The organism is Formosa bonchosmolovskayae, assembly GCF_051016085.1.
GTDB lineage: Bacteria > Bacteroidota > Bacteroidia > Flavobacteriales > Flavobacteriaceae > Formosa.
In genome coordinates, this window is sequence record NZ_CP174605.1 from 1,713,220 (window position 1) to 1,736,793 (window position 23,574).

A 23,574-nucleotide genomic window follows, 5' to 3' on the forward strand; every position below is an offset into this window, starting at 1 on the left:
TTAGATTGTTTTAGTATTAGTAACCTTGATTTTGTTCTAAGTTCGGATTTATAGAAATCACGTTAGTTGGTAAAGGGAAAATGTCTCTGTAAGACTCTACACCGTTACCAGCACTAGATCCGCCTTTAAAAGGCCATACATACGTATTCGTTGTAAATAGATTAAAACGAACCAAATCTGTTCTTCTTAAACCTTCCCAGTACAATTCTCTAGAGCGTTCGTTTAAAATTAAGTTTAAAGACATGTCAGAAATAGAGATATTTCCAGAGTTGTTACCATAAGCACGTGCTCTTAATTGATTGATTAAACTTACTGCAGTATTTAAATCTCCACCACCGCCACGAACAGTAGCTTCGGCATAGTTTAAATAAATTTCTGCTAATCGAATTAAAGGAATATCTGTATCTGCAAATTCTCCAGAGGTATCGTTAGCTTGGCTTCCGTCTCCATTAACGTTGCTAAATTTAGTTACAGCATAACCATCTGTAAAGGTATTTGCAATGGTTGTGATTTCGTATTCTTGTCCGTCGGTGTAAAACATCGCACGATTATCTGCCCAAGCTGTTGGATTTCCATCGCCATCGCGACCTGTTATAGCGCTATCAAATTTACTAACTAAAGCTTTTGTAGTTCTAAGTCCTGCCCAACCTCCGTTTACTCCAGAAGCAAGCGGATCCATACTACCACCAATAGAAGCGTGAATTAAGAATGTTGTTCCGCCGTAAGTTGTAGATTGTACACCATCGAAATTTGCTGTAAAAATGAATTCGTTTTGAGAACCATTACGATTATTGTCTGCTGCGAATAATTCATCGTAAGCAGAACCATTTCCGTTAAGATCTGTAGTATTTAAACTGTATGAAGAGTTTATTACATTGTTAGAATACGTAATACAGCTCGCGTATTTGTCTTCTCCAATCCAAGATTCGGCATTTAAATACAAACGCGATAATAAGGCCCAAGCGGCAACTTTATCTACACGCCCATATTCGTTACTATCTGCTAATAGATCCTGAATTTCTAAAAGTTCAGATTCTACAAAAGTGAATAATTCTGTTCTTCCACTTTGTGTTGGTAATTCCGTTGATACTTCTGTTGTTAACGGAACATTTGCATATAAGTCTATAAGATTATAGTAAGCAAAAGCTCTTAAAAAACGCGCTTCAGCAATAAAAGTTTGGGCTTCAGAATCTTCTAAATTTGATGCATTACTAATAAACGAGTTACAGAAAGAAACTTCTTGTCCTAAACGGTAATACATCGCTTCTGTAAAATCGTTACTAGAAGACCAAGTTAGGTTGTGTAAATCTGGTACTCCAGCATCTCCCCATCCAACTACAGAGTGATCTGTGGTTAATTCGTTTAGATAGAAAAGTAATCTGGTATATTGCGAAGCTCCTTCGTCTATACCCGAAATATCGCCTTGACCAGCAGGTCCTTCTTGTCCTGTTAATGCTAAACTAGCATATAGTTTCGCCAAGGCACTTTTTGCTTCGTCTATGTTGGCAAAAACATCCTGTTCTGTAAAACTATCTGGATCGGTAGGTAATTGGTATAAATCGTCGTGACATGACACTACAGCGAGCGTTAGCGCCAAACCTAATGTTAATTTATTTAATATATTTCTCATGAATTTTTTTATTAAAAGTCAATATTTACACCTAATACATATGTTCTTGGTCTTGGATAGAAGTTGTTGTCTATTCCACCATAAACTTCAGGGTCTAAACCATCGTAATCTGTTGCGATTAAAACGTTTTGAACAGATCCGTAAAAACGGAATGTTGCATCGTTAAAGGCGTTATCTAAAGTGTAACCTAAAGTGATATTGTCTATTTTAAAGAATGACGCATCTTTAATATAATGATCACTTAACAACCCGTTGTCTGTAAATTTTTGGAATCCAGTTTCGTAGTAATCTGTATGCAGATTGGTTAATATACCGTTTTCGGTAGCTCTATTTAAGGTTCCAGCACGAGACGCGACATTGTCGTAAATATAATTCCCAATATTGGCGCGAGTCACCACGGCAAAGTCCCATTTTTTATAACTTAAATTGGTGCTTAATCCCATAGTAATATCTGCATACGGATCGTGATTAATGTATTTGTCTTCTTCGTTAATAACGTTGTCGTTATTTCTGTCTACGTAAGCACCTTCGATTGGTTTTCCGTTACTATCGTACACTTGTTCGAATACTAAGAAGCTAAAAGGAGCTTCTCCTTTAATATGAGTTTGTACCGTGTTTCCTGTTCCTCCTGTAATACCACCAACAAATTGCTGATCTGGTAAGTTTGTGATTTCATTGTCGTTTAAAGCAATGTTATAGTTTAAACTCCATTCGAAATCGTCTGTTCTTACAGGAATAAGGTTTAAGTTAAACTCGATACCCTTATTTTCCATGTCACCAATGTTTGCTTCAATTTGGTTTCCGAAGTTTGTAAAAGGGTCGATAAAGGAGTTACTAATTAAATCTTTAGTTTTCTTAGAATACACGTTTACAGATCCAGAAATTCTTCGGTCTAAGAATGCATAGTCTATTCCAATATTGAAAGTTTGCCCAACTTCCCAACGTAAATCCTCGTTTATTGGTGAAGGTCTGTAGGTTTGGTAATAACTGTTTCCAAACTGATATCCAGCTGTTGCTGTACTACCATCGTAACGCGTTAAGAATTGGTAATCATTTAAACCATTTACGTTTCCAACTTCTCCGTAACCTACTCTTAGCTTTAATTCATTAAAGGCAGAATCTTCTAAGAATGATTCTTTATGAATATTCCAAGCCGCGGCAACAGAAGGGAAGTATCCCCAACGATCGTATGGATTTAATTTTGAAGATGCATCGGCTCTTAAACTTGCGGTAAGCAGATATTTCTCGTTATAGCTGTAATTTACACGTCCAAAGTAAGAAAGTAATACACTTTTAGAGCTGTCTAAAAATTCGAATTCTAATCCGTCTTCTTCATTTTCACTATTATAACTTGTGTTTTCAAATTCAAAAGACTGATATGAGTAACCCAATACGGCTGTAAAGTTATGAATGTCTTCGAAATCCTTTGCGTAAGTTAGGTAAGCATCGAATAATTTATTTGTAGCCTCTTGCGTAAAACTTGTTCTAGAACCGTTCCAAGTTTCGTCTGCTGTAGGAATTAAGTCTGAGGTTACTTTTCTTCCATGACTATTCTGTTTGTCTATACCAATGTTTACTGTAGCGGTTAAATCTTCAAAAAAGTGTAAGTTGTAATCTACTTTAGCATTTCCCACTAAACGTCGTACTTCAGACGTATCGTCTACCAAGTCAATTAAAGCTATAGGGTTTGTAGGGGCTAAACTTGGTTTGTTTCCTGTATTAGGATCTATCCAAGAATAGTAACCGCCATATTTAGAGTTTTCATCGTAAACTGGTTTTGTAGGATCGAAATCGATTGCAGCGCCAATGGCATCTCTATTTGCGAATGTGTTTTCGGTATACATGCCACGAACATTTAAATCTAATTTTAAGTGATCGTCCAATAAACTTGGTTTAAGATTTAAAGATCCTGTCGTTCTAGATAAATTGTCGTTTATAAGAATACCATCTTGGTCTGTGTAACCTATAGATGCTCTTACGGGTACGCCAAAAGCATTACCTAAAGCACTAAAAGAATGATCTGATCCATAGGCATTCGTGTAAATTTGATCTTGCCAATTGGTGTTGTCACTTCCTAATAAAGCAATATTTTCTGCTGTTCCAGTCTCGTTAATTAACGCTGTAAACTGGTCTGCAGACATAACATCTACTTGGTTAAAAGGTGTTGAAACGGTAGCCGAACTGTTTAAACTAAATTTAAATCCAGAATCTTTTCCTTTTTTAGTCGTGATTAAAATAACACCATTAGCCGCACGAGATCCGTAGATCGCTGTTGCAGAGGCATCTTTTAAAACTACCATACTTTCGATGTCGTTTGGATTAATAAAGTTTAACGGGTTTCTAGAACCACCAACACTTCCTTTATCTATAGGAAATCCGTCAATAACATAAAGCGGTGTTCTCTCTAAAGATAAAGATCCCTGACCTCTAATAATAATGTTTTGGCCTTCTCCAGGAGCACCTCCACCAGAAGTTACAGATACACCAGCTACTTTTCCGCTAATTAATTGCTGTGGAGATAACACAGGACCTTCGTTAAAGTCGTCTGCATTTACCATGTCTACAGCACCGGTTAAATCTTCCTTTTTAACGCTACCATACCCAATAACCACCACTTCGTCTAACTCGGCAGCATTTTCTGCTAGTTTAATGTTAAGTGTGCTTTGGCCAGTATAGGTTATATCTCTTGAAGTATACCCTAGGTAGGAAAATTCTAAAATGTCGCCATTACTAACTGAAAGCGTATAATTTCCATCGAAATCTGTAGCCGTTCCAGTTGTTGTTCCTTTAACAATAATATTTACACCAGGTATGGGTAAATTTGATGTTTCTTCGGAAACTTTTCCTGTGACCGTCTGTTGCGCCAATACCAAGGCTGGAGCAAAAAACAGTGCCAGTAATAAACTGTTTAAAATTGTTTTCATACAATGTGAATTAATTTAAATCTGATTAGGTTTGTTTGTTTTGTATTCTTACTTCTCGAGATTAAAATTATGTAAATTTTATGTTAACATCGTTTTTCTGTTTACGAAATTCTTAACGTAAACGTTTTCGTGTTAGTAACTTTTTGTGTTTTTGCAAAAAAATTCAGTGAAACCGTGTTAAATATTGAAAAATGACAAGGTTGTAGTATATTTGTAATTAAATGTATAAGTAATGAAAAAGAAAGTCACTTTAAAACAAATAGCGAAAGAATTAGATGTGTCTATTGCTACAGTTTCTAAAGCATTGCGAAACAGTAGAGAGATTAGTGAAGATACAAGAGAGAAGGTTAAAGCCTTTGCTAAATTGTATAATTACAGACCTAATAATATTGCGTTAAGTTTAAAGAATAGAAAGACTAAAACCATAGGAATCATCATTCCTGAAATAGTGCACCATTTTTTCTCGAAAGTCATTCAAGGCATAGAGGAGGTTGCCAATAAAAAAGGGTATAATGTTATTATTGGGTTGTCTAATGAGTCTTTTGATAAGGAGGTGATTAACATGGAAATGCTTGCTAATGGTAGTATTGACGGGTTTATTTTATCGATGTCTAAGCAAACCTTGTTAAAGCAAGATTATCATCATTTTAATGAAACGATTAGTCAAGGGATGCCAATAGTTATGTTTGATCGTGTAGTAAATGAAATAAATTGTGATAAGGTTGTTGTAGACGACTTAAAAGGAGCTAAAAAAGCAGTCGAGAAACTAATAGAAAATCAATGTGAAAACATCGCAATCATTACCACTAAAGACTATATTAGTGTGGGGCGTTTACGCACGCAAGGCTACATTGAAGCGCTTAATGAACATAATATTGATACCCGATCGGAATTAATACTAAAGGTTGATGATAAGCTAGTTTCTGAAGATTATATTGAAGTTCTAGAACAAGAACTTATGACCTTATTTTTAGATAACCCAAACATAGATGGTGTTTTTGCTGTAAACGAATTGTACGCGATCACAGTGATGAAAGTGGCAAGAAAGCTCGGGAAAAGGATTCCAGAAGATCTTCAAGTTATTGGTTTTACAGACGGTGTTTTGTCCCGTCACTCCACACCAACGCTTACAACTGTTTGTCAGCATGGTAAGAAAATAGGTGCGGTTGCTGCCGAATTATTAATAGAGAAATTAGAGAACGAGTCTGAGTACGAGTATTTTAAATCGGTTGTAATCGAGACCGAATTAAAAGAACGAGAGTCTACTAAATAAAATTTAACATAGGCTAATTTAAAATATTTTGTATATTAGCCCCGCAATCAAAACTTGTATTTTTACTTCTCACAATAAGTTTTGATAAGTTTTTCGCTTGTCAATGGTATTCATTTAAATATACTATTAATGAAAAAGCGTGCCCTCAATTTCTGGGAAATTTGGAACATGAGTTTCGGTTTTCTAGGAATACAATTCGGATTTGCATTACAAGGAGGCTTTATGTCTCGAATATTTCAAACACTAGGTGCAGACAAGGAAGCGATTCCATTGTTATGGATAGCAGCGCCTTTAACGGGTTTATTAATTCAGCCCATTATAGGGTATATGAGCGATCGTACTTGGAGCCCGCGTTGGGGAAGACGAAAGCCCTACTTTCTTATCGGAGCTGTTTTAAGCTCTATAGCCTTATTAATTGTACCGCATTCTCCTGTCTTATGGGTGGCTGCAGGTTTTTTATGGATTTTAGATGCATCTATTAATGTCTCTATGGAACCCTTTCGTGCCTTAGTCGCCGATAAATTGCCCGATTCTCAACGGTCTTACGGTTTCGTAGTACAAACTTTAATTATTGGTATTGGTACTTGGGTCGCAAGTAATTTACCTTGGATGGTGTCTCAGCTAGGTGTAAGCGATGCCGCGCCTATGGGTGTTGTGCCTATGTCGGTTAAAGTGGCATTTGGTATTGGTGCTGTGGTGTTTTTAGTCAGTATCTTATATACGGTGTTTACCACTTCAGAATATCCGCCAGAAGATATGGAGGCTTTCGAAAAAGAGAAGGCTAAGAAAAATTCGTTTATTTCAGATATTACAAATAATATAGGGAACATGCCTACCACGATGAAAAAACTAGGGCTGATTCAATTTTTTAGTTGGTTCGCCTTTTTTACCATGTGGAGTTTAGCCAATCCAGCACTAACAGAGCATATCTATCATACACCCGCGCCAATAGAAGCGGCTTACGATTTAAGCATTCCTGCTCAAGCCGAAGCATTTGATGTAGTGAATACGGCATTTCAAAAATCTTCAAATTTAGTGGGTTCCTCTATGGGAGTTTATGGATTGTCTTCAATGGTTTTTGCTTTAGTCTTGGCTTTTTACACCTCTAAAAAACGAATTAATCGTAAATATGTGCATATGGGATCACTGTTTTTAGGCGGTTTAGGATTTTTATCTATGTATTTTATTCCCGCACCAGAATTTTTAAAATACTCATTTATACTTGTCGGTATTGCCTGGGGTAGCATCTTATCCATGCCATATGCCATGCTATCGAGTGCCGTAGATCCAAAGAAAATGGGAGTTATTATGGGGATTTTTAACATGTTTATTGTTATCCCACAAATTATTGCTGCAATAGGTGGAATTAACTTTGTGTCTAGTTTATTAGGCGAAGAAACTATTAATGCCATGTTGGTGGCAGGTTTAAGTCTCATTATTGCAGGATTTTGTAACTTGTTAATCACAGATAAAAATGCGATCTCGTATCAACCAGAATTAGAAAACGTATGAAAAGAAAAGGATTTATATTCGATTTAGACGGTGTTATTGTAGACACCGCAAAGTATCATTTTTTAGCATGGAAAAATCTTGCTAATAGTTTAGGATTCGATTTTACCGAAATTCAAAACGAACAACTTAAAGGCGTGAGCAGAGTCGAATCGCTAAAAAAAATCTTGGCTTGGGGAGAAACTTCGGTTTCCGAAGAAAAGTTTCAAGAGTTAATGACTTTAAAAAACACCGAATATTTAGAGTTTATTAATAAAATGGACGATTCAGAAATTCTTCCAGATGTGCCTCGTGTGCTCGATTATTTAAAAGACAACAACCAAGGTGTGTCGTTAGGTTCGGCAAGCAAGAATGCAAGAATTATATTAGAGAAAGTAAACATCTTATCTAAGTTTGAAGCTATTGTAGATGGGAACGATGTTTCTAAAGCAAAGCCGGATCCAGAAGTGTTTTTAAATGCAGCTACTGCTATAAATGTAAAACCAGAAGACTGTATCGTTTTTGAAGATTCTGTTGCAGGCGTACAAGCTGCAAATGCGGCACATATGATTTCGATTGGTATTGGTAGTCAAGACGTGTTACATGAAGCCGATTATATTTTTAACGACTTCACTGAGATTTCAACAGAATTTATAAATAAATTAATTAACAACTAGAATACCCTAAAGCGGCGCATAAACTGAATGATTCTTCTTCAGTATATAAATCGCGGTATTTTATTATCTTAAATAAAAAAATGAATCAAGATTATATTAAACCAGACAATTGGTCGATTATTGAAGAAGGATTTGATGTAGAACGCGTTAAATCGTCAGAAAGTTTATTTAGTATTGGTAATGGTGCCATGGGGCAACGTGCTAATTTTGAAGAGTACTATTCTGGGCCAACATTTCAAGGAAGTTATATCGCTGGTGTATATTATCCAGATAAAACACGTGTAGGTTGGTGGAAAAATGGCTATCCAGAATATTTTGCTAAAGTATTAAATGCTCCAAGTTGGATTGGTATTAATGTATTCGTAAACGGAAATCCTTTAGATTTATTTAGATGTAAGCACGTTTCAGATTTTAAACGTGAATTAAATATGAAAGAAGGTTGGTTGTCACGTTCTTTTGAAGCCACCTTGCCAAACGACATGCAAATTCGTGTAGAAACGAAACGTTTCTTGAGCATAGAATTAGATGAGGTTGGGGCTATTTCTTATAACGTCACGCCTTTAAGTGGTGATGCAGAAATTACCTTCGAGCCCTATTTAGATTCTGGAATTACAAATGAAGATACTAATTGGGACGATAAGTTTTGGGAAACCACTGCCGTAACTCAAGATGGTAACATGGCATTTATAGAAGCCCATACCATGAAAACGGAGTTTAAAACGTGTACGTTTATGACTTCGGAATACTTCTTAGACGGAATAAAATTAGATGCTAAAGAAGAGACTTCGCATACCGATAGACGTATCATGTTTAAGTATAACTCTTCGGTAAAAAAAAATCAGACTTTTTCTATTCATAAATATGGTGGTTACACAGTAGATCGTAATCACGAAGCATCGCAACTGGTCTTAGTGGCAAAAACAGTTCTAAGTAAAGCCGTTAGTCTAGGCTTTCAACATTTGTTGGTACAGCAAGAATTAGCTTGGGCTAAAATTTGGGACATGGCAGATATTACTATTTCTGGAGATGTTAAGGCACAACAAGGCATCCGATTTAATATCATGCAATTAAATCATACCTACTTAGGTAAGGACGCACGTTTAAATATTGGACCAAAAGGATTTACAGGCGAGAAATACGGCGGAAGTACCTATTGGGATACCGAAGCGTATTGTATTCCGTTTTATATGGCGACCAAAGATCAGAAAGTGGCGCGTAATTTATTAGAATACCGCTACCATCATTTAGATCGGGCTATCGAAAATGCCGGGAAATTAGGATTTACAAACGGAGCAGCCTTATATCCAATGGTAACCATGAATGGTGAAGAATGCCATAACGAATGGGAGATAACTTTCGAAGAAATTCATAGAAACGGTGCAATCGCATTTGCTATTTTTAACTACTACCGCTACACAAACGACTATAGCTATATTCCAGAAAAAGGATTAGAAGTTTTAATCGGAATTGCGCGTTTTTGGCAACAGCGTGCTACGCTATCCGCAGCACACGATAAATATGTTATTCTTGGTGTTACTGGTCCGAATGAATACGAAAACAACGTCAATAATAATTTCTACACCAATTATATTGCAAAGTGGTGTATCGATTATGCGATAGAAAATATTAAGAAAGTTGCTAAAGACTACGAAGACGATTTTAGTAGAATTCAGGATAAAGTAAATCTGTCTCCAGAAGAATTAGAAAAATGGAAAGCCGTAGCTGGAAACATGTATTTGCCATTCTCAGAAAAATATAATGTGTACTTACAGCAAGACGGGTTCTTAGACAAAGAATTAATTACGGTAGCCGACTTAGATAAAGCCTCGCGACCAATTAATCAAAAATGGTCTTGGGACCGTATTTTACGTTCACCTTATATTAAACAAGCCGATACGTTACAAGGGTTCTACTTTTTCGAAGATCATTTTACTACTGAAGAACTTGAACGTCATTTCGATTTTTACGAGCCATTTACGGTTCATGAAAGTTCATTATCTCCTTGTGTACACAGTATTCAGGCGGCTAAATTAGACCGTATGGATCAGGCGTACGAATTTTATTTACGTACGTCGCGTTTAGATTTAGACGATTATAATAAAGAAGTAGAAGAAGGACTGCACATTACATCTATGGCAGGAACCTGGATGAGTATTGTTGAAGGTTTTGGAGGCATGCGAATTAAAGATAATATGTTGTCTTTCGAGCCTAAAATTCCACAGCAATGGGAAGGCTATTCGTTTAAAGTGAATTTTAGAAATCAGGTTGTAAAAGTAAAAGTGACTCAAAAAGGCGCTGAATTTAAACTTGAAAAAGGAAACGAATTAGAAATACTCGCTAATAATAAAAAGATAGTACTTCAGTTAGAAGATTAAAAAAATAAGGAAAGTGCATTTTGATGATAGAGGTGTTTAATTCTTGTTATAGTGGTTTTTAATAACGCACGTATTCAGCATTAAATACAGGTTAAAATGCACTTGCCCTTAAAAGAGTAAGACTTGCTGTTTTGTAGTTGAAAAATAAATTTGAAATACAGATTAATGAAAAATATCATGCCCTATTTAATTGTTTTATTTGCGTCCATGCATTTAGCTCATGCACAAGAGTTAAAATCGCCTAGTGGTAACTTAACCATGCATTTTGAGCTTCTTGAAAACGGAACTCCAACGTATAAATTAGCTTATAAAAATAAGGAGGTTATAAAAACGAGTCGTTTAGGATTAGAATTAAAAGACGATGAAAAATCTTTATTGAACGATTTTAAAATCACAAATACAGAAACGGCGACTTTTAACGCGTCATGGACTCCGGTTTGGGGTGAAGTAAAAACCATTCAAAATCATTATAATGAGCTGGCTGTAACCTTAACCCAAGAAGATACAGAACGCGTAGTTATTATTCGTTTTCGTCTGTTTGACGAAGGTTTAGGGTTTCGTTACGAATTTCCCGAACAAAAAAACTTAGTGTATTTTACAATTAAGGAAGAGCGTACACAATTTGCCATGGCAGGCGACCATACTGCATTTTGGATTCCAGGCGATTATGATACTCAGGAATATGATTATACCGAATCTAAATTGTCTGAAATTCGCGGGTATTCTGAAGGTGCAGTAACGGCAAACTTATCGCAAACCTCTTTTTCTCCAACAGGTGTGCAAACCGCGTTAATTATGAAAACTAACGACGGTCTATACATAAACTTGCATGAAGCGGCTTTAATAAATTACTCTTGCATGCATCTTAATTTAGATGATGAAAACCTAATATTCGAGTCTTGGTTAACACCAGATTCTAACGGCGATAAAGGCTATATTCAAGCGCCGGCAACATCGCCATGGAGAACGGTTATGGTAAGTGATGATGCACGTGATATTCTGGCTTCAAAAATAACTTACAACCTAAACGAGCCTTGTGCGATTGAAGATACATCGTGGATTAAACCTGTGAAATACGTAGGTGTTTGGTGGGAAATGATTACCGGAAAAGGATCTTGGCATTATACAGACGATTTACCATCGGTTCAATTAGGAGTTACAGACTATTCTAAAGTATCTCCAAATAAAACACATTCGGCAAATACCGAAAATGTAAAAAAATATATTGATTTCGCCGCCGAGCATGGTTTTGATGCTGTTTTAGTAGAAGGCTGGAACGAAGGTTGGGAAGATTGGTTCGGACATTCTAAAGATTATGTTTTCGACTTTGTAACACCATATCCAGATTTTGATGTGGAAGGTATTCATGCCTACGCGAAATCTAAAGGTGTAGAGATGATGATGCATCATGAGACCTCGGCTTCTGTTCGTAATTACGAGCGGCATATGGATCAAGCCTATCAGTTTATGAACGCCCACGGTTATAAGTCTGTAAAGAGTGGTTATGTAGGCGATATTTTACCTCGAGGTGAAAATCATTACAATCAATGGATTGTAAACCATTATCAGTATGCCCTCGAAAAGGCGGCAGACTATAAAATTATGGTCAATGCACACGAAGCGGTAAGACCAACAGGTGTTGCTAGAACATATCCTAATTTAATAGGTAACGAATCTGCTCGAGGCACCGAATACCAGGCTTTTGGAGGTTCTAAGCCAAATCACGTCACCATTTTACCATTTACACGATTAATAGGAGGTCCTATGGATTATACACCTGGAATTTTCGAAATGGATATTAGTAAATTTAGTCCTAACAACAACTCGCATGTAAATAGTACAATCGCTAATCAGTTGGCATTGTATGTTACCATGTACAGTCCGTTGCAAATGGCAGCAGATTTTCCAGAACATTACGAACAGTTTATGTATGCCTTTCAGTTTATAAAAGATGTCGCTATAGATTGGGACGACAGTATTTATTTAGAAGCAGAACCAGGACATTATATTACTGTGGCTAGAAAAGAAAAAGGGAGTAGTAATTGGTTTGTAGGGAATGTTAACGGAAATACTAAAAGAACATCTAAAATCAGTTTAGATTTCTTAGATAAAGATAAAACGTACAACGCAGTAATCTATGCCGATGCTAAAGATGCCGATTATAAAACCAACCCTCGGGCTTATAAGATTACAAAACAAAAGGTGAATCACAAAACAAAATTATCTCAAATCTCTGTTGCAGGAGGTGGTTATGCTATTAGTATTATGGAAGTGAAATAAGACATTTAATTATTTCGGAATACTGTTTTTTATACTAAAAAAAGTGTATAGTTATGCGTAAATTATCTAAAGGATTAGTAAACAACAAGCAAATTATTTTTTCTATGGTATTACTGTTTTTTAGCCTGAATTTAAGTGCACAAATCACACATGTAGAACCGCCAAATTGGTGGATAGGTTTCAAAAATTCGGAATTGCAATTGCTTGTAAATAGCTCTGAAATAGGAAACGCTATTCCCGAAATTAACTATCCAGGTGTCTCCATTTCTGAAGTGCACCAAGCTCATAGTCCGAATTATTTATTTATCGATTTACAAATTGATGCTTCAACGGAGCCCGGAACATTCGATATCGTGTTTCGTAAAGCCGATGGTAACTCGTTTAAATATGAATACGAGTTAAAAGCTCGTCCTAAAAACCCTGAAGATTATATTGGTTTTAATAGTTCCGATGCGATGTATTTAATTACACCAGACCGGTTTTCTAACGGAAATATTAAAAATGATATCGATACCGATTTAAGGGAACAAAAAATAGATAGAACCGATAATTATGCAAGACACGGTGGCGATATTCGAGGTATTATAAATCATTTAGATTATATAGATAACTTAGGATTTACAGCAATTTGGCCAACACCTATGCTGACAAATGATATGAATTCGTCTTCGTATCACGGCTATGCCATGACCGATTTTTATGAAGTGGACCCGCGTTTTGGAACACTTCAAGATTATAAAGAATTGGCTCAAAAAATGGATGCTCGAGGTTTAAAACTTATCATGGATATGGTGGCGAACCATTGCGGAAGTGAACATTGGTGGATGAAAGATTTGCCTTTCACAGACTGGGTGAATCAGCAAGAAGCTTTTGAAACCTCTGGAACACTGCGTAATTCGAATCACCGACGCACTACAAATCAAGATACCTATGCTTCAAAAGTCGATAAAAAAGATATGGTCGAAGGCTGGTTCGTGCCATCTATGCCCGATTTAAATCAGAGAAATCCATTTATGGCGAAGTATATTATTCAGAATAATATATGGTGGATAGAAACTTTGGGACTCGCAGGTATTCGTCAAGATACCTATCCGTATTCCGACAAATCATTTATGAGTACTTGGGCTTCAACAATAATGTCAGAATACCCGAATTTTAATATTGTTGGTGAAGAGTGGAGTACTAATCCGTTATTGGTAAGATACTGGCAAGCCGGAACACCTAATAAAGAAGGTTACGAATCGCATTTAAAATCGACTATGGATTTTCCGATGCAACAAAATATAATAAGCGCCTTAAATGAAAATGAAGATTGGGCGACTGGTTTTGTAAAAATGTACGAAGGTTTGGCAATGGATTTTGCTTATACAACTCCTGAAGATATTTTAATTTTTGCAGACAATCACGATATGGACCGTGTGTTTACTCAGCTTCACGAAAATATTGCTAATACTAAAATGGCATTGAGCTATATTTTTCTCGTGCCACGCATAGTGCAAATGTATTATGGTACCGAAATTTTAATGCAAAACACGGCACAACCAGACGACCATGGTTTAATTCGGTCCGATTTCCCTGGTGGCTGGCAAGACGATGCTGTAAATGCGTTTACCGGTTTAGGTTTATCCGAAGACCAGGCCGATATGCAAGATTTTGTCTCGAAAATTTTAAATTATAGAAAAAAGAGCAAGGCCATTCATACTGGTAAAACTGTTCATTTTGCTCCAGAAAATGGAATTTACGTCTTGTGTAGAGTACATGGTGACGAAACGGTTGTTCTTATTTTAAACAAAAATGAAGATGCTAAAGAATTAGATTTAACACGCTTTAAGGAATTGAATTTAGAAGGTAAAACTCTTAAAAATGTAGTTACGGGAGCAACTGTAACTTGGGAAACACAGTTAAAACTTACAGAAAAAGGTCCGCTTTTATTAACCACAAAAAATGAATTATGACACAGTTCTTTTTAATGGTTTTAGGCATTAGCGGTTAATTTTAATACGCAACAGTATTCTTTTCTTAAAATAATTCCCTGCACTTTTTTAATGTCTAAATAAAATGAAAAACTTACTATATATATTATTTGCACTCTGCTTTTTACAAGTCAGTTTTGCTCAGAACCCCAATAGAACTTTTGTGTCTTCAGAAACCACTAAAGCGGGTTATAAGGTTGTGGTTCAAGATGGTGTTTATGTGATTAAATTATACAATAAATCAATAGTTGAAACCACTTTTATTCCAAAAGGAGAACAAGAAAATCCAGAATCTCATGCGGTAGTTTTAAAAGATTACACGCCGTTTTCTAACATCTCAGATACTCCGGAAGCTATGGTTCTAAATTCAGAGGGCGTGTCTGTAATTATTAAAAAATCACCTTTTCAAATTCAATATGCATATAAAGGGCAACCATTAATTTCAGAAAAGGACGGCTATTCGAAGACCGACGAAGGTGAAGCCATTCAGTTTAATTTAGACGATACCGAAGTGTTGTATGGTGGTGGTGCTAGAGCGTTGGGCATGAATCGTCGCGGACACCGTTTACAATTGTACAATCGTGCACATTACGGTTACGAAACGCATAGCGAGTTAATGAATTTTACCTTGCCAATAGTCATGTCTTCTAAGCAATACATGATTCATTTTGATAATGCGCCTATCGGATATTTAGATTTAGATAGTAAACAGGATAACAGTCTAACTTACGAAACCATTTCCGGCCGAAAAACCTATCAGGTTATTGCATCAGATTCGTGGGAAGATATTATAGATAATTACACCCAATTAACAGGAAAGCAACCTATGCCACCACGTTGGGCTTTGGGAAATTTTTCTAGCCGATTTGGTTATCATTCCGAAGCAGAAACACGCGCAACCATTGCTAAGTTTAAAGCAGAAGAAATTCCTGTAGATGCCGTGATTTTAGATTTATATTGGTTTGGGAAAGAGGTGCAAGGCACTATGGGGAATCTGGCTTTCGATACAGATTCGTTTCCAACGCCTGAAAGAATGATTAAAGATTTCGATAAGGAAGGCGTAAACACCATTTTAATTACCGAGCCTTTTGTGTTAACCACCTCTAACCGTTGGGAAGAAGCTGTCGAGCAAGATGTGTTAGCGAAAGACTCATTAGGACAACCCTATACTTACGATTTCTTTTTCGGAAATACAGGTCTTATCGATATCTATAGCAAATCGGGTTTCGATTGGTTTTCTAACATCTATAAGGATGTATTCGAAATGGGCGTATCTGGAATTTGGGGCGATTTAGGCGAGCCTGAAGTGCATCCTAAAGCATTATTACATGCCACAGGAACAGCAGACGAAGTGCATAATGTTTATGGTCACGATTGGGCACGATTGGTTTATGAAAGTAGCTTAAGTGCAGATTCAAAAATGAGACCTTTTGTGTTAATGCGTGCGGGATATTCTGGTTCGCAACGTTACGGATTAATTCCGTGGTCTGGCGATGTAAATCGCACTTGGGGCGGATTGCAAAGTCAGCCAGAAATTGCTCTACAAATGGGAATGCAAGGCTTAGGGTATATGCATAGTGATTTAGGTGGTTTTGCAGGCGATAATCTAGACGACGAGTTGTATGTACGTTGGTTGCAATATGGCGTTTTTCAGCCTATATACAGACCTCATGCACAGGAAGACGTACCTAGCGAACCTGTTTTTAGGAACGAACATGCAAAGAATTTGGCTCGGAAAGCCATAAGATTACGTTATGCCTTATTGCCGTATAATTACAACCTTGCCTTCCAGAATCATAAAAAAGGGACACCATTAATGCGTCCGTTATTTTTTGAGCATCCAAAAGATGTTACCTATCAAAATTTGGCAAATACGTATTATTGGGGAGATTCCTTTTTGGTGTCACCTATTTTAGAAGCAGGTGTAAAAACGCATGAAGTTATATTTCCAAAAAATAATATGTGGTTCGATTTTTATACAGATGAAAAAATTGAAGGCGGACAAACCAAAACCGTTTCAGTAGTCGAAAATAGCATTCCAACCTATGTTAAAGGCGGAGCATTTATTCCTATGGCAAAACGCATGCAAAATACCAAGTCGTATACCGGTCACAATTTATTGCTTCATTACTATCACGATGCATCCATTACAAGCAGTTCTTCTCAGTTATATAATGATGATGGGGAAACATTAAACGCATTTGAAAAAGGAAAATACGAGCGCCTTAATTTTTCTTATTCACAACATAAAAAAGGAATGCAGTTTGTGTTTAAAGATGATGTAGGTCCGGCGTATAAAGTAGATTCAAAAACCATTCAGCTAATTATTCATAATATGGAAACAGCGCCAGCAAGCATTAAAAAAGGTAAAAAAGAATTGGCGTTTACATACGATAAACACACGCATATTTTAGAAGTTCCATTAATATGGGAGGTAGATTCTGAGTTAGAAATTAAAATAATATTATAATGTTTAAACAAGGTATAGCATCAATTGCAATGATTTTATTAGTTTTAATCAGCTGTGATTCTAAAAAGAAAGATATTTTGAAAGAAAGTAATAAGGCAGAGACTGCCACCGCACCAAAAAAGGAAGTCGTTTATCAAGTATTCACACGTTTATTCGGGAATACAAATGAGACCAATAAACCCTGGGGAACCATCGAAGAAAATGGCGTTGGGAAGTTTAACGATTTTACCGATAAGGCTTTATCTAAAATTAAAGATTTAGGTGTCACGCACATTTGGTATACCGGTGTGCCACATCACGATGTTATTACAGATTATACGGCTTATGGTATTTCTAACGACGACCCAGATGTTGTTAAAGGACGAGCAGGTTCGCCATATGCTGTAAAAGATTACCATAATGTGAATCCCGATTTAGCCGAAAATCCAGCTGAGCGTTTACAAGAGTTTGAAGCCTTAATTGCGCGTTCTCATAAAGCGGGTTTAAAGGTGATTATTGATATCGTTCCTAACCACGTTGCTAGAAACTATAAAAGCATTACAAAACCAGAAGGCGTTACAGACTTTGGTGAAACCGACGATAAAACGGTTGTTTATAATGTGAATAATAATTTTTATTACAATCCGGGTGAGCCTTTTGTGGTGCCAGAACGCCGAAATGGATATGTGCCTTTAGGAGGTTCTGAACATGAGTTATTAGATGGAAAGTTCGATGAAAATCCATCGAAATGGACCGGAAATGGCTCGCGTTTACCACAACCAGACCCTAACGATTGGTACGAAACAGTAAAAATAAATTACGGGGTAACGCCAGAAGGTCATCATGATTTTGATAGTTTGCCAGACGGATTCGATACAAAAGATTATAAAGCGCATTTCGAATTTTGGCAAGATAAAACGGTGCCGGATTCTTGGGTGAAATTTAAAGAGATTGCTTTGTATTGGACGGCAAAGGGTGTGGATGGCTTTCGTTACGATATGGCCGAAATGGTGCCTGTAGAATTCTGGAGCTATATGAATTCTGCTATAAAAATGAAAAATCCTGAGGCGTTTTTATTGGCCGAAGTGTATAATCCTAGTTTATACAGAGATTATATCCGTAAAGGAAAAATGGATTATTTATACGACAAAGTACAGTTGTACGATACACTTAAGCATGTTATGCAAGGTTGGGGAAAAACCGACGATATTGTGCCAATCCAAAGAGATTTAAGCGATATCGAACACCACATGTTGCACTTTTTAGAAAATCACGACGAGCAACGTATTGCAAGTCCAGAGTTTGCAGGAAATGCCTTTAAAGCCAAGCCAGCTATGGTGGTTTCTGCAACCATAAGCACGTCACCGACATTAATTTATTTCGGACAAGAATTTGGAGAGCCAGGTGCAGAAGATTTAGGATTTGGAGACCCGTCTAGAACATCAATTTTCGATTACGGAAGTGTGCCAACCTTAAGACGTTGGGTAAATAATAAGCAATTCGATGGCGGACAATCTACTACAGAAGAATTAGAATTATACGATTTCTATAAGCGCTTGCTAAATTTCACAATTTCTAGTGAGGCCTTAATGGGGAACTACCAAGACCTACATGACTACAATACGCATAATACGGGCGATTATGGATTAAAACAATTCTCTTATGCCAGATGGAACGACAACGAGAAACTTATAATTGTTAATAATTTCGATGCCGATTACGGTACAGAATTCTATTTAAAACTACCAAAAGACCTTGTAGATGCTTGGCAATTAAAACCAGGAGAATACCTGTTAGAAGACCAATTGTATAAATCGTATCAAACAGTTTTACAGGTTTCAGAAAATGGAGCCGAAGCCAAAATTGCGGTAAAGCCGTTACAATCTTTCATCTTTAAATTGCAATAGATTATGCGTAACTTTATAGTAGTTTTAATATTGGGAATTATGGTTACAGGGTGTCAAAACAAAACAACTGATAAGTCAACTGATAAATCAATTGGGCAAGAAGTGGAAGTACCTTTTAGATGGGACGCGGCTACAATTTATTTCATGTTAGTCGATCGTTTTAATAATGGAGATACATCCAACGATCTAAATTATGGAAGAGATCTAGAAACTGGAGTTTTAAGAGGTTTTGAAGGTGGAGATATCAAAGGGGTAACACAAAAAGTAGAATCGGGTTATTTTACAGATTTGGGTGTAAATGCCATTTGGATGACACCAATTGTAGAGCAAATTCATGGCGGTACAGATGAAGGTACTGGATTATCTTATGGTTTCCATGGCTATTGGACTAAGGATTGGACGAATTTAGACCCTGATTTCGGGACAAAAGAAGATTTAAAACAGCTTGTAGAAGTGGCACATAGTAAAGGCATTCGTATTGTTTTAGATGCTGTTATTAATCATAGGGGGCCGGTAACGGAGAAAGACCCTGTTTGGCCCGATGATTGGGTAAGAACAGGTCCGGCTTGCGATTATCAAGATTTCGATAGCACCGTAAGTTGTACTTTGGTTGAAAATTTACCAGATATTAGAACAGAAAGTGATGATGCAGTGGAGTTACCTCCTCAGCTTATTGCCAAATGGAAAGCAGAAGGCAGATATGAGAAAGAAGTAGCCGAATTAGATGCTTTTTTTGAGAGCACAGGCTACCCAAGAGCACCCCGTTTTTACATCATGAAATGGCTAGCCGATTATATCACAGAATTCGGAATTGATGGTTATCGAGTAGATACCGTTAAGCATACAGAACCTTATGTGTGGCAAGAATTTAGAAAGGTTGTGGATACTGCTTTTGCTCAGTTTAAAATGGAAAATCCCGATAAAGTCTTAGACGATAATGGATTCTATCTTGTAGGGGAAGTGTATAACTATGTTATAAGTCATAAAAAAGCCTTCGATTTTGGCGACCGTAAAGTCAATTATTTCGATAAAGCATTCAACCAATTAATCAATTTTGAATTTAAGTGGAATGTGCAACAAATGGATTACGAGTCCATGTTTACCAAATACGATAGTATACTTAATAACGATTTAAAAGGTTACAGTGTACTAAATTATTTAAGTTCTCACGACGATGGTCAGCCATTCGACCCGATGCGCATAAAACCTTTTGAAACGGCTACAAAATTGTTGCTTACTCAAGGTGCCGCACAAATTTATTATGGCGATGAATCGGCTAGAATCCTGCATGCCGAAGGTGCAATTGGCGATGCCAATCTACGTACGTTTATGAATTGGGACGATATAAATTCTAATCCTATAACGCAAGCGGTTTTAGCACATTGGCAACTATTAGGTCAGTTTAGAGCACACCATCCAGCGGTTGGAGCAGGAAGACATCACATGATTTCTGAAGCACCATATGTGTTTTCTCGAATATATAAAAAAGACGATTTTGAAGACCGAGTGGTTATTGGTTTAAATCTTGAAAAAGGAAAGAAAATAATACCCGTTGGAGGCGTTTTTCCTGAACGCTTGAATATTCATGATGCCTATTCTAATACCGATGTTACTGTCGAAAATGGAAATGTTATTCTGAACAATGAGTATGATATCGTATTGTTAGAAGCAAAGAAAGCCTCTAAGTAATCATTACCTTTTGATTTTATTTTTTAAGTGTAATAGAAATTGATTCTATATAAGTGAATACATAATTACATGGCATTCACTTACAATGTTAAGCATAAACCTATCCCAATCGCATATATGCATTGAGATAGGTTTTATTCGTTTTTATATTGTAATTTTTAATTGTATTTTAAGTAAAAATTGTATGATTATTAACAAGCGATATTTTTATGCCCAATAGGAATTAATCATATTTGTATGTAAGATGGAGCGCGTTAATGAGTCTAATACAGATATCATATAACCATCAGTGTTATTTTTTAATACAAATTTAAAAAAAGGAATAGTATGCTTACATGGAAAAATATAATGGATTTTGCCGTGAATGGCAATCCAGAACCCCATCGTCGTGTAGAGAAAACCGACGAAGAATGGAAAGAATTATTAACACCTCACCAATTTAGAATAGCAAGATTAAAAGGAACCGAAGCACCACATTCGGGAGCACTTTGTAGTGCACACGAAGCTGGAAAATATGGTTGTGTGTGTTGCGGGACGTTATTATTCGATTCAACTATAAAATTCGAATCTAGCTCAGGGTGGCCAAGTTTTACGCAACCTATCCAAGAGAATGCCATCAAGTACGAAAAGGATACCGCATTCGGTATGGTTCGTGTAGAAGTGATGTGTAATACTTGCGATGCGCACTTAGGTCATGTGTTTCCTGATGGACCAGAACCAAGTGGATTACGCTATTGTGTAAATTCAGAATCAATTACGCTAGAGAAAGAAGAACATCATGGATAATACAAAAGAAATTATCACGCTAGGAGGCGGTTGTTTCTGGTGTACAGAGGCTGTGTTTCAACAGGTAAAGGGTATCGAAAAAGTGGTTTCAGGATATACTGGAGGTACGGTCCCTGGAACACCTACATATCGCGAAATATGTTCGGGATTAACCGGTCATGCCGAAGTTATTCAACTTACCTATGATGCGAATGTGATTTCATTACAAGATATTTTAATCATCTTTTTTACCACACACGACCCTACAACTTTAAATCGTCAAGGTGCCGATCGTGGGACGCAATATCGTTCTGTAATTTACTATCAGAATGAAGAAGAGAAAGCGATTATAGATGTTGTAATTGAAAATATTCAACCGTATTTCGATGATAAAATAGTGACAGAAGTGAGTGTGTTAGGACCATTTTTTGAAGCTGAAGATTATCATCAAGACTATTACGAAAACAATAAAACACAAGGCTATTGCACTGCGGTTATTAATCCGAAGCTAGCCAAGTTAAGGCAAATGCATGCCGATAAATTAAAATAGACACGCCCTTTGAAAACTTTTAAATCACATATAAACGAGACGTTTACAAGCGAACTTCCCGCCGATCCGATTCTAGAAAACTCTAGGCGTCAGGTTAGCGAAGCTTGTTTTTCTTATGTTACGCCCAAACATACTGCAAAACCAGAATTGATTCATGTGTCTCCAGAATTGTTGGAAACATTGGGGATTTCGGAAGCTGAAAGTCAGTCGGAAGAATTTTTAAAAGTGTTCACAGGGAATCAAATGTTGGAAGATACAAGACCGTATGCTATGTGCTATGGCGGACATCAATTCGGGAATTGGGCAGGACAATTAGGCGATGGTCGTGCCATAAATTTAACCGAGATTGAATATAAAAATCAGCGTTGGGCTTTGCAATTAAAAGGTGCTGGTCCCACGCCATATTCTAGAACCGCCGATGGTTTGGCGGTGTTACGTTCGTCTGTTCGTGAGTATTTATGTAGCGAAGCCATGTTTCATTTGGGCGTGCCTACTACGCGAGCATTATCGTTAGCGGTAACGGGAGACCAAGTATTACGCGATGTTATGTATAACGGAAATCCGGAATACGAAGAAGGTGCAGTAGTGTGTCGTGTGGCTCCAAGTTTCTTGCGTTTCGGAAGCTTTGAACTTTTAGCGTCTCGAGAAGATGCTAAAACACTTAAAACGCTTACAGATTATACGATAAAACATTTTTATCCAGAATTGGGAGCACCATCAAAAGCAACGTATTTAGCCTTTTTCAAGAAAGTTTCTGAACGTACGCTTAAAATGATTGTCGATTGGCAACGTGTCGGTTTTGTGCATGGTGTAATGAATACCGATAATTTGTCAATCTTAGGTTTAACCATAGATTACGGGCCTTACGGTTGGTTAGAAGGTTTCGATTATGGTTGGACGCCAAATACAACCGATAGACAACATAAGAGATATCGCTACGGAAACCAGCCTAATATTGGGCTTTGGAATTTATATCAACTAGCAAATGCGTTATATCCTTTAATTGAAGATGTCGATGCGTTACAAGCTATTTTAGATGCGTATAAAACGAATTTTGAAACCCAGTCTTTACAGATGATGCGTTCAAAATTAGGGCTTTTTAAAGCGGAAGAATCCGACTTAAAACTGATTCAAGATTTTGAAGATGCATTGCAAATGCTAGAAACAGACATGACGATTGCATTTAGAAATCTTTCGAAATTTGAAAAAGGAAATCCTTCAAATGGATTGAAACTTATCGAAGACGCTTTTTACAATCCAGATGCCATGACTTCAGAAATTGAAGAAGTTTGGAATAATTGGTTTAAAACGTATTCGGACCGATTACAAAAAGAAACATTGTCTGATGCAGAACGTGCTTTAAAAATGAATGGCGTTAACCCCAAATATGTGCTTAGAAACTATATGTCGCAATTGGCAATAGATGACGCTGAAAAAGGAGATTATGCATTGGTGGATGAATTATTCAATTTATTAAAAAATCCATACGACGAGCAACCAGACTCTGAAAAATGGTTTGCAAAACGACCAGAATGGGCACGGAATAAAGTGGGTTGTTCGATGTTGTCCTGCAGTTCGTAAATTTATGTAACCG

At 36.8% G+C, this 23,574-nt stretch carries 14 protein-coding genes; 12 read left to right on the forward strand and 2 right to left on the reverse strand.

Features of this window, described 5'->3' with window-relative positions:
- Nucleotides 1-16: 16 nt before the first annotated feature.
- Nucleotides 17-1,630, reverse strand: a complete 1,614-nt coding sequence (locus ACKC83_RS07215) for a RagB/SusD family nutrient uptake outer membrane protein (protein ID WP_434037550.1) — start codon at nucleotides 1,628-1,630, stop codon at nucleotides 17-19.
- Nucleotides 1,631-1,641: 11 nt separating this feature from the next.
- The gene (locus ACKC83_RS07220; protein WP_434037551.1) at nucleotides 1,642-4,554 is read right to left on the reverse strand and encodes a SusC/RagA family TonB-linked outer membrane protein; all 2,913 of its coding nucleotides are present in this window, start codon (nucleotides 4,552-4,554) and stop codon (nucleotides 1,642-1,644) included.
- A 232-nt stretch (nucleotides 4,555-4,786) separates the two neighbouring features.
- On the opposite strand from ACKC83_RS07220, the gene ACKC83_RS07225 reads away from it, so the two are divergent.
- From ACKC83_RS07225 to ACKC83_RS07280, 12 genes are all read left to right on the forward strand, one after another.
- Nucleotides 4,787-5,827 carry a LacI family DNA-binding transcriptional regulator gene (locus tag ACKC83_RS07225; RefSeq protein ID WP_434037552.1) on the forward strand — a complete coding sequence of 347 codons (1,041 nt, stop codon included), beginning with the start codon at nucleotides 4,787-4,789 and terminating at the stop codon, nucleotides 5,825-5,827.
- 129 nt (nucleotides 5,828-5,956) lie between these two features.
- A complete protein-coding gene (locus ACKC83_RS07230; protein ID WP_434037553.1) occupies nucleotides 5,957-7,339 on the forward strand; it encodes an MFS transporter in 1,383 nt (460 codons plus the stop codon).
- Nucleotides 7,336-7,992 carry a beta-phosphoglucomutase gene (gene pgmB / locus ACKC83_RS07235; RefSeq protein WP_434037554.1) on the forward strand — a complete coding sequence of 219 codons (657 nt, stop codon included), beginning with the start codon at nucleotides 7,336-7,338 and terminating at the stop codon, nucleotides 7,990-7,992. The genes ACKC83_RS07230 and pgmB overlap by 4 nt, the downstream gene beginning before the upstream one ends.
- A gap of 80 nt (nucleotides 7,993-8,072) precedes the next feature.
- Nucleotides 8,073-10,367, forward strand: a complete 2,295-nt coding sequence (locus ACKC83_RS07240; RefSeq protein ID WP_434037555.1) for a glycoside hydrolase family 65 protein — start codon at nucleotides 8,073-8,075, stop codon at nucleotides 10,365-10,367.
- A gap of 165 nt (nucleotides 10,368-10,532) precedes the next feature.
- Nucleotides 10,533-12,647: a glycoside hydrolase family 97 protein gene (locus tag ACKC83_RS07245; protein WP_434037556.1), complete on the forward strand. Its 2,115-nt coding sequence runs from the start codon at nucleotides 10,533-10,535 to the stop codon at nucleotides 12,645-12,647.
- Between the two features lie 53 nt (nucleotides 12,648-12,700).
- Nucleotides 12,701-14,602, forward strand: a complete 1,902-nt coding sequence (locus ACKC83_RS07250) for a glycoside hydrolase family 13 protein (protein ID WP_434037557.1) — start codon at nucleotides 12,701-12,703, stop codon at nucleotides 14,600-14,602.
- Between the two features lie 103 nt (nucleotides 14,603-14,705).
- Complete coding sequence (locus tag ACKC83_RS07255) at nucleotides 14,706-17,090, forward strand: TIM-barrel domain-containing protein (RefSeq protein WP_434037558.1); 2,385 nt, start codon at nucleotides 14,706-14,708, stop codon at nucleotides 17,088-17,090.
- A complete protein-coding gene (locus tag ACKC83_RS07260) occupies nucleotides 17,090-18,976 on the forward strand; it encodes an alpha-amylase family protein (protein WP_434037559.1) in 1,887 nt (628 codons plus the stop codon). Before ACKC83_RS07255 ends, ACKC83_RS07260 begins: the two co-directional genes overlap by 1 nt.
- A 3-nt stretch (nucleotides 18,977-18,979) precedes the next feature.
- Nucleotides 18,980-20,665 carry an alpha-amylase family glycosyl hydrolase gene (locus ACKC83_RS07265; protein WP_434037560.1) on the forward strand — a complete coding sequence of 562 codons (1,686 nt, stop codon included), beginning with the start codon at nucleotides 18,980-18,982 and terminating at the stop codon, nucleotides 20,663-20,665.
- A gap of 327 nt (nucleotides 20,666-20,992) precedes the next feature.
- Nucleotides 20,993-21,451, forward strand: coding sequence for a peptide-methionine (R)-S-oxide reductase MsrB (msrB, locus tag ACKC83_RS07270; RefSeq protein ID WP_038532034.1), 459 nt, complete (start codon nucleotides 20,993-20,995; stop codon nucleotides 21,449-21,451).
- Nucleotides 21,444-21,980: a peptide-methionine (S)-S-oxide reductase MsrA gene (gene msrA, locus ACKC83_RS07275; protein WP_434037561.1), complete on the forward strand. Its 537-nt coding sequence runs from the start codon at nucleotides 21,444-21,446 to the stop codon at nucleotides 21,978-21,980. Before msrB ends, msrA begins: the two co-directional genes overlap by 8 nt.
- A 9-nt stretch (nucleotides 21,981-21,989) precedes the next feature.
- Nucleotides 21,990-23,561 carry a protein adenylyltransferase SelO gene (locus tag ACKC83_RS07280; RefSeq protein WP_434037562.1) on the forward strand — a complete coding sequence of 524 codons (1,572 nt, stop codon included), beginning with the start codon at nucleotides 21,990-21,992 and terminating at the stop codon, nucleotides 23,559-23,561.
- Nucleotides 23,562-23,574: the final 13 nt, after the last annotated feature.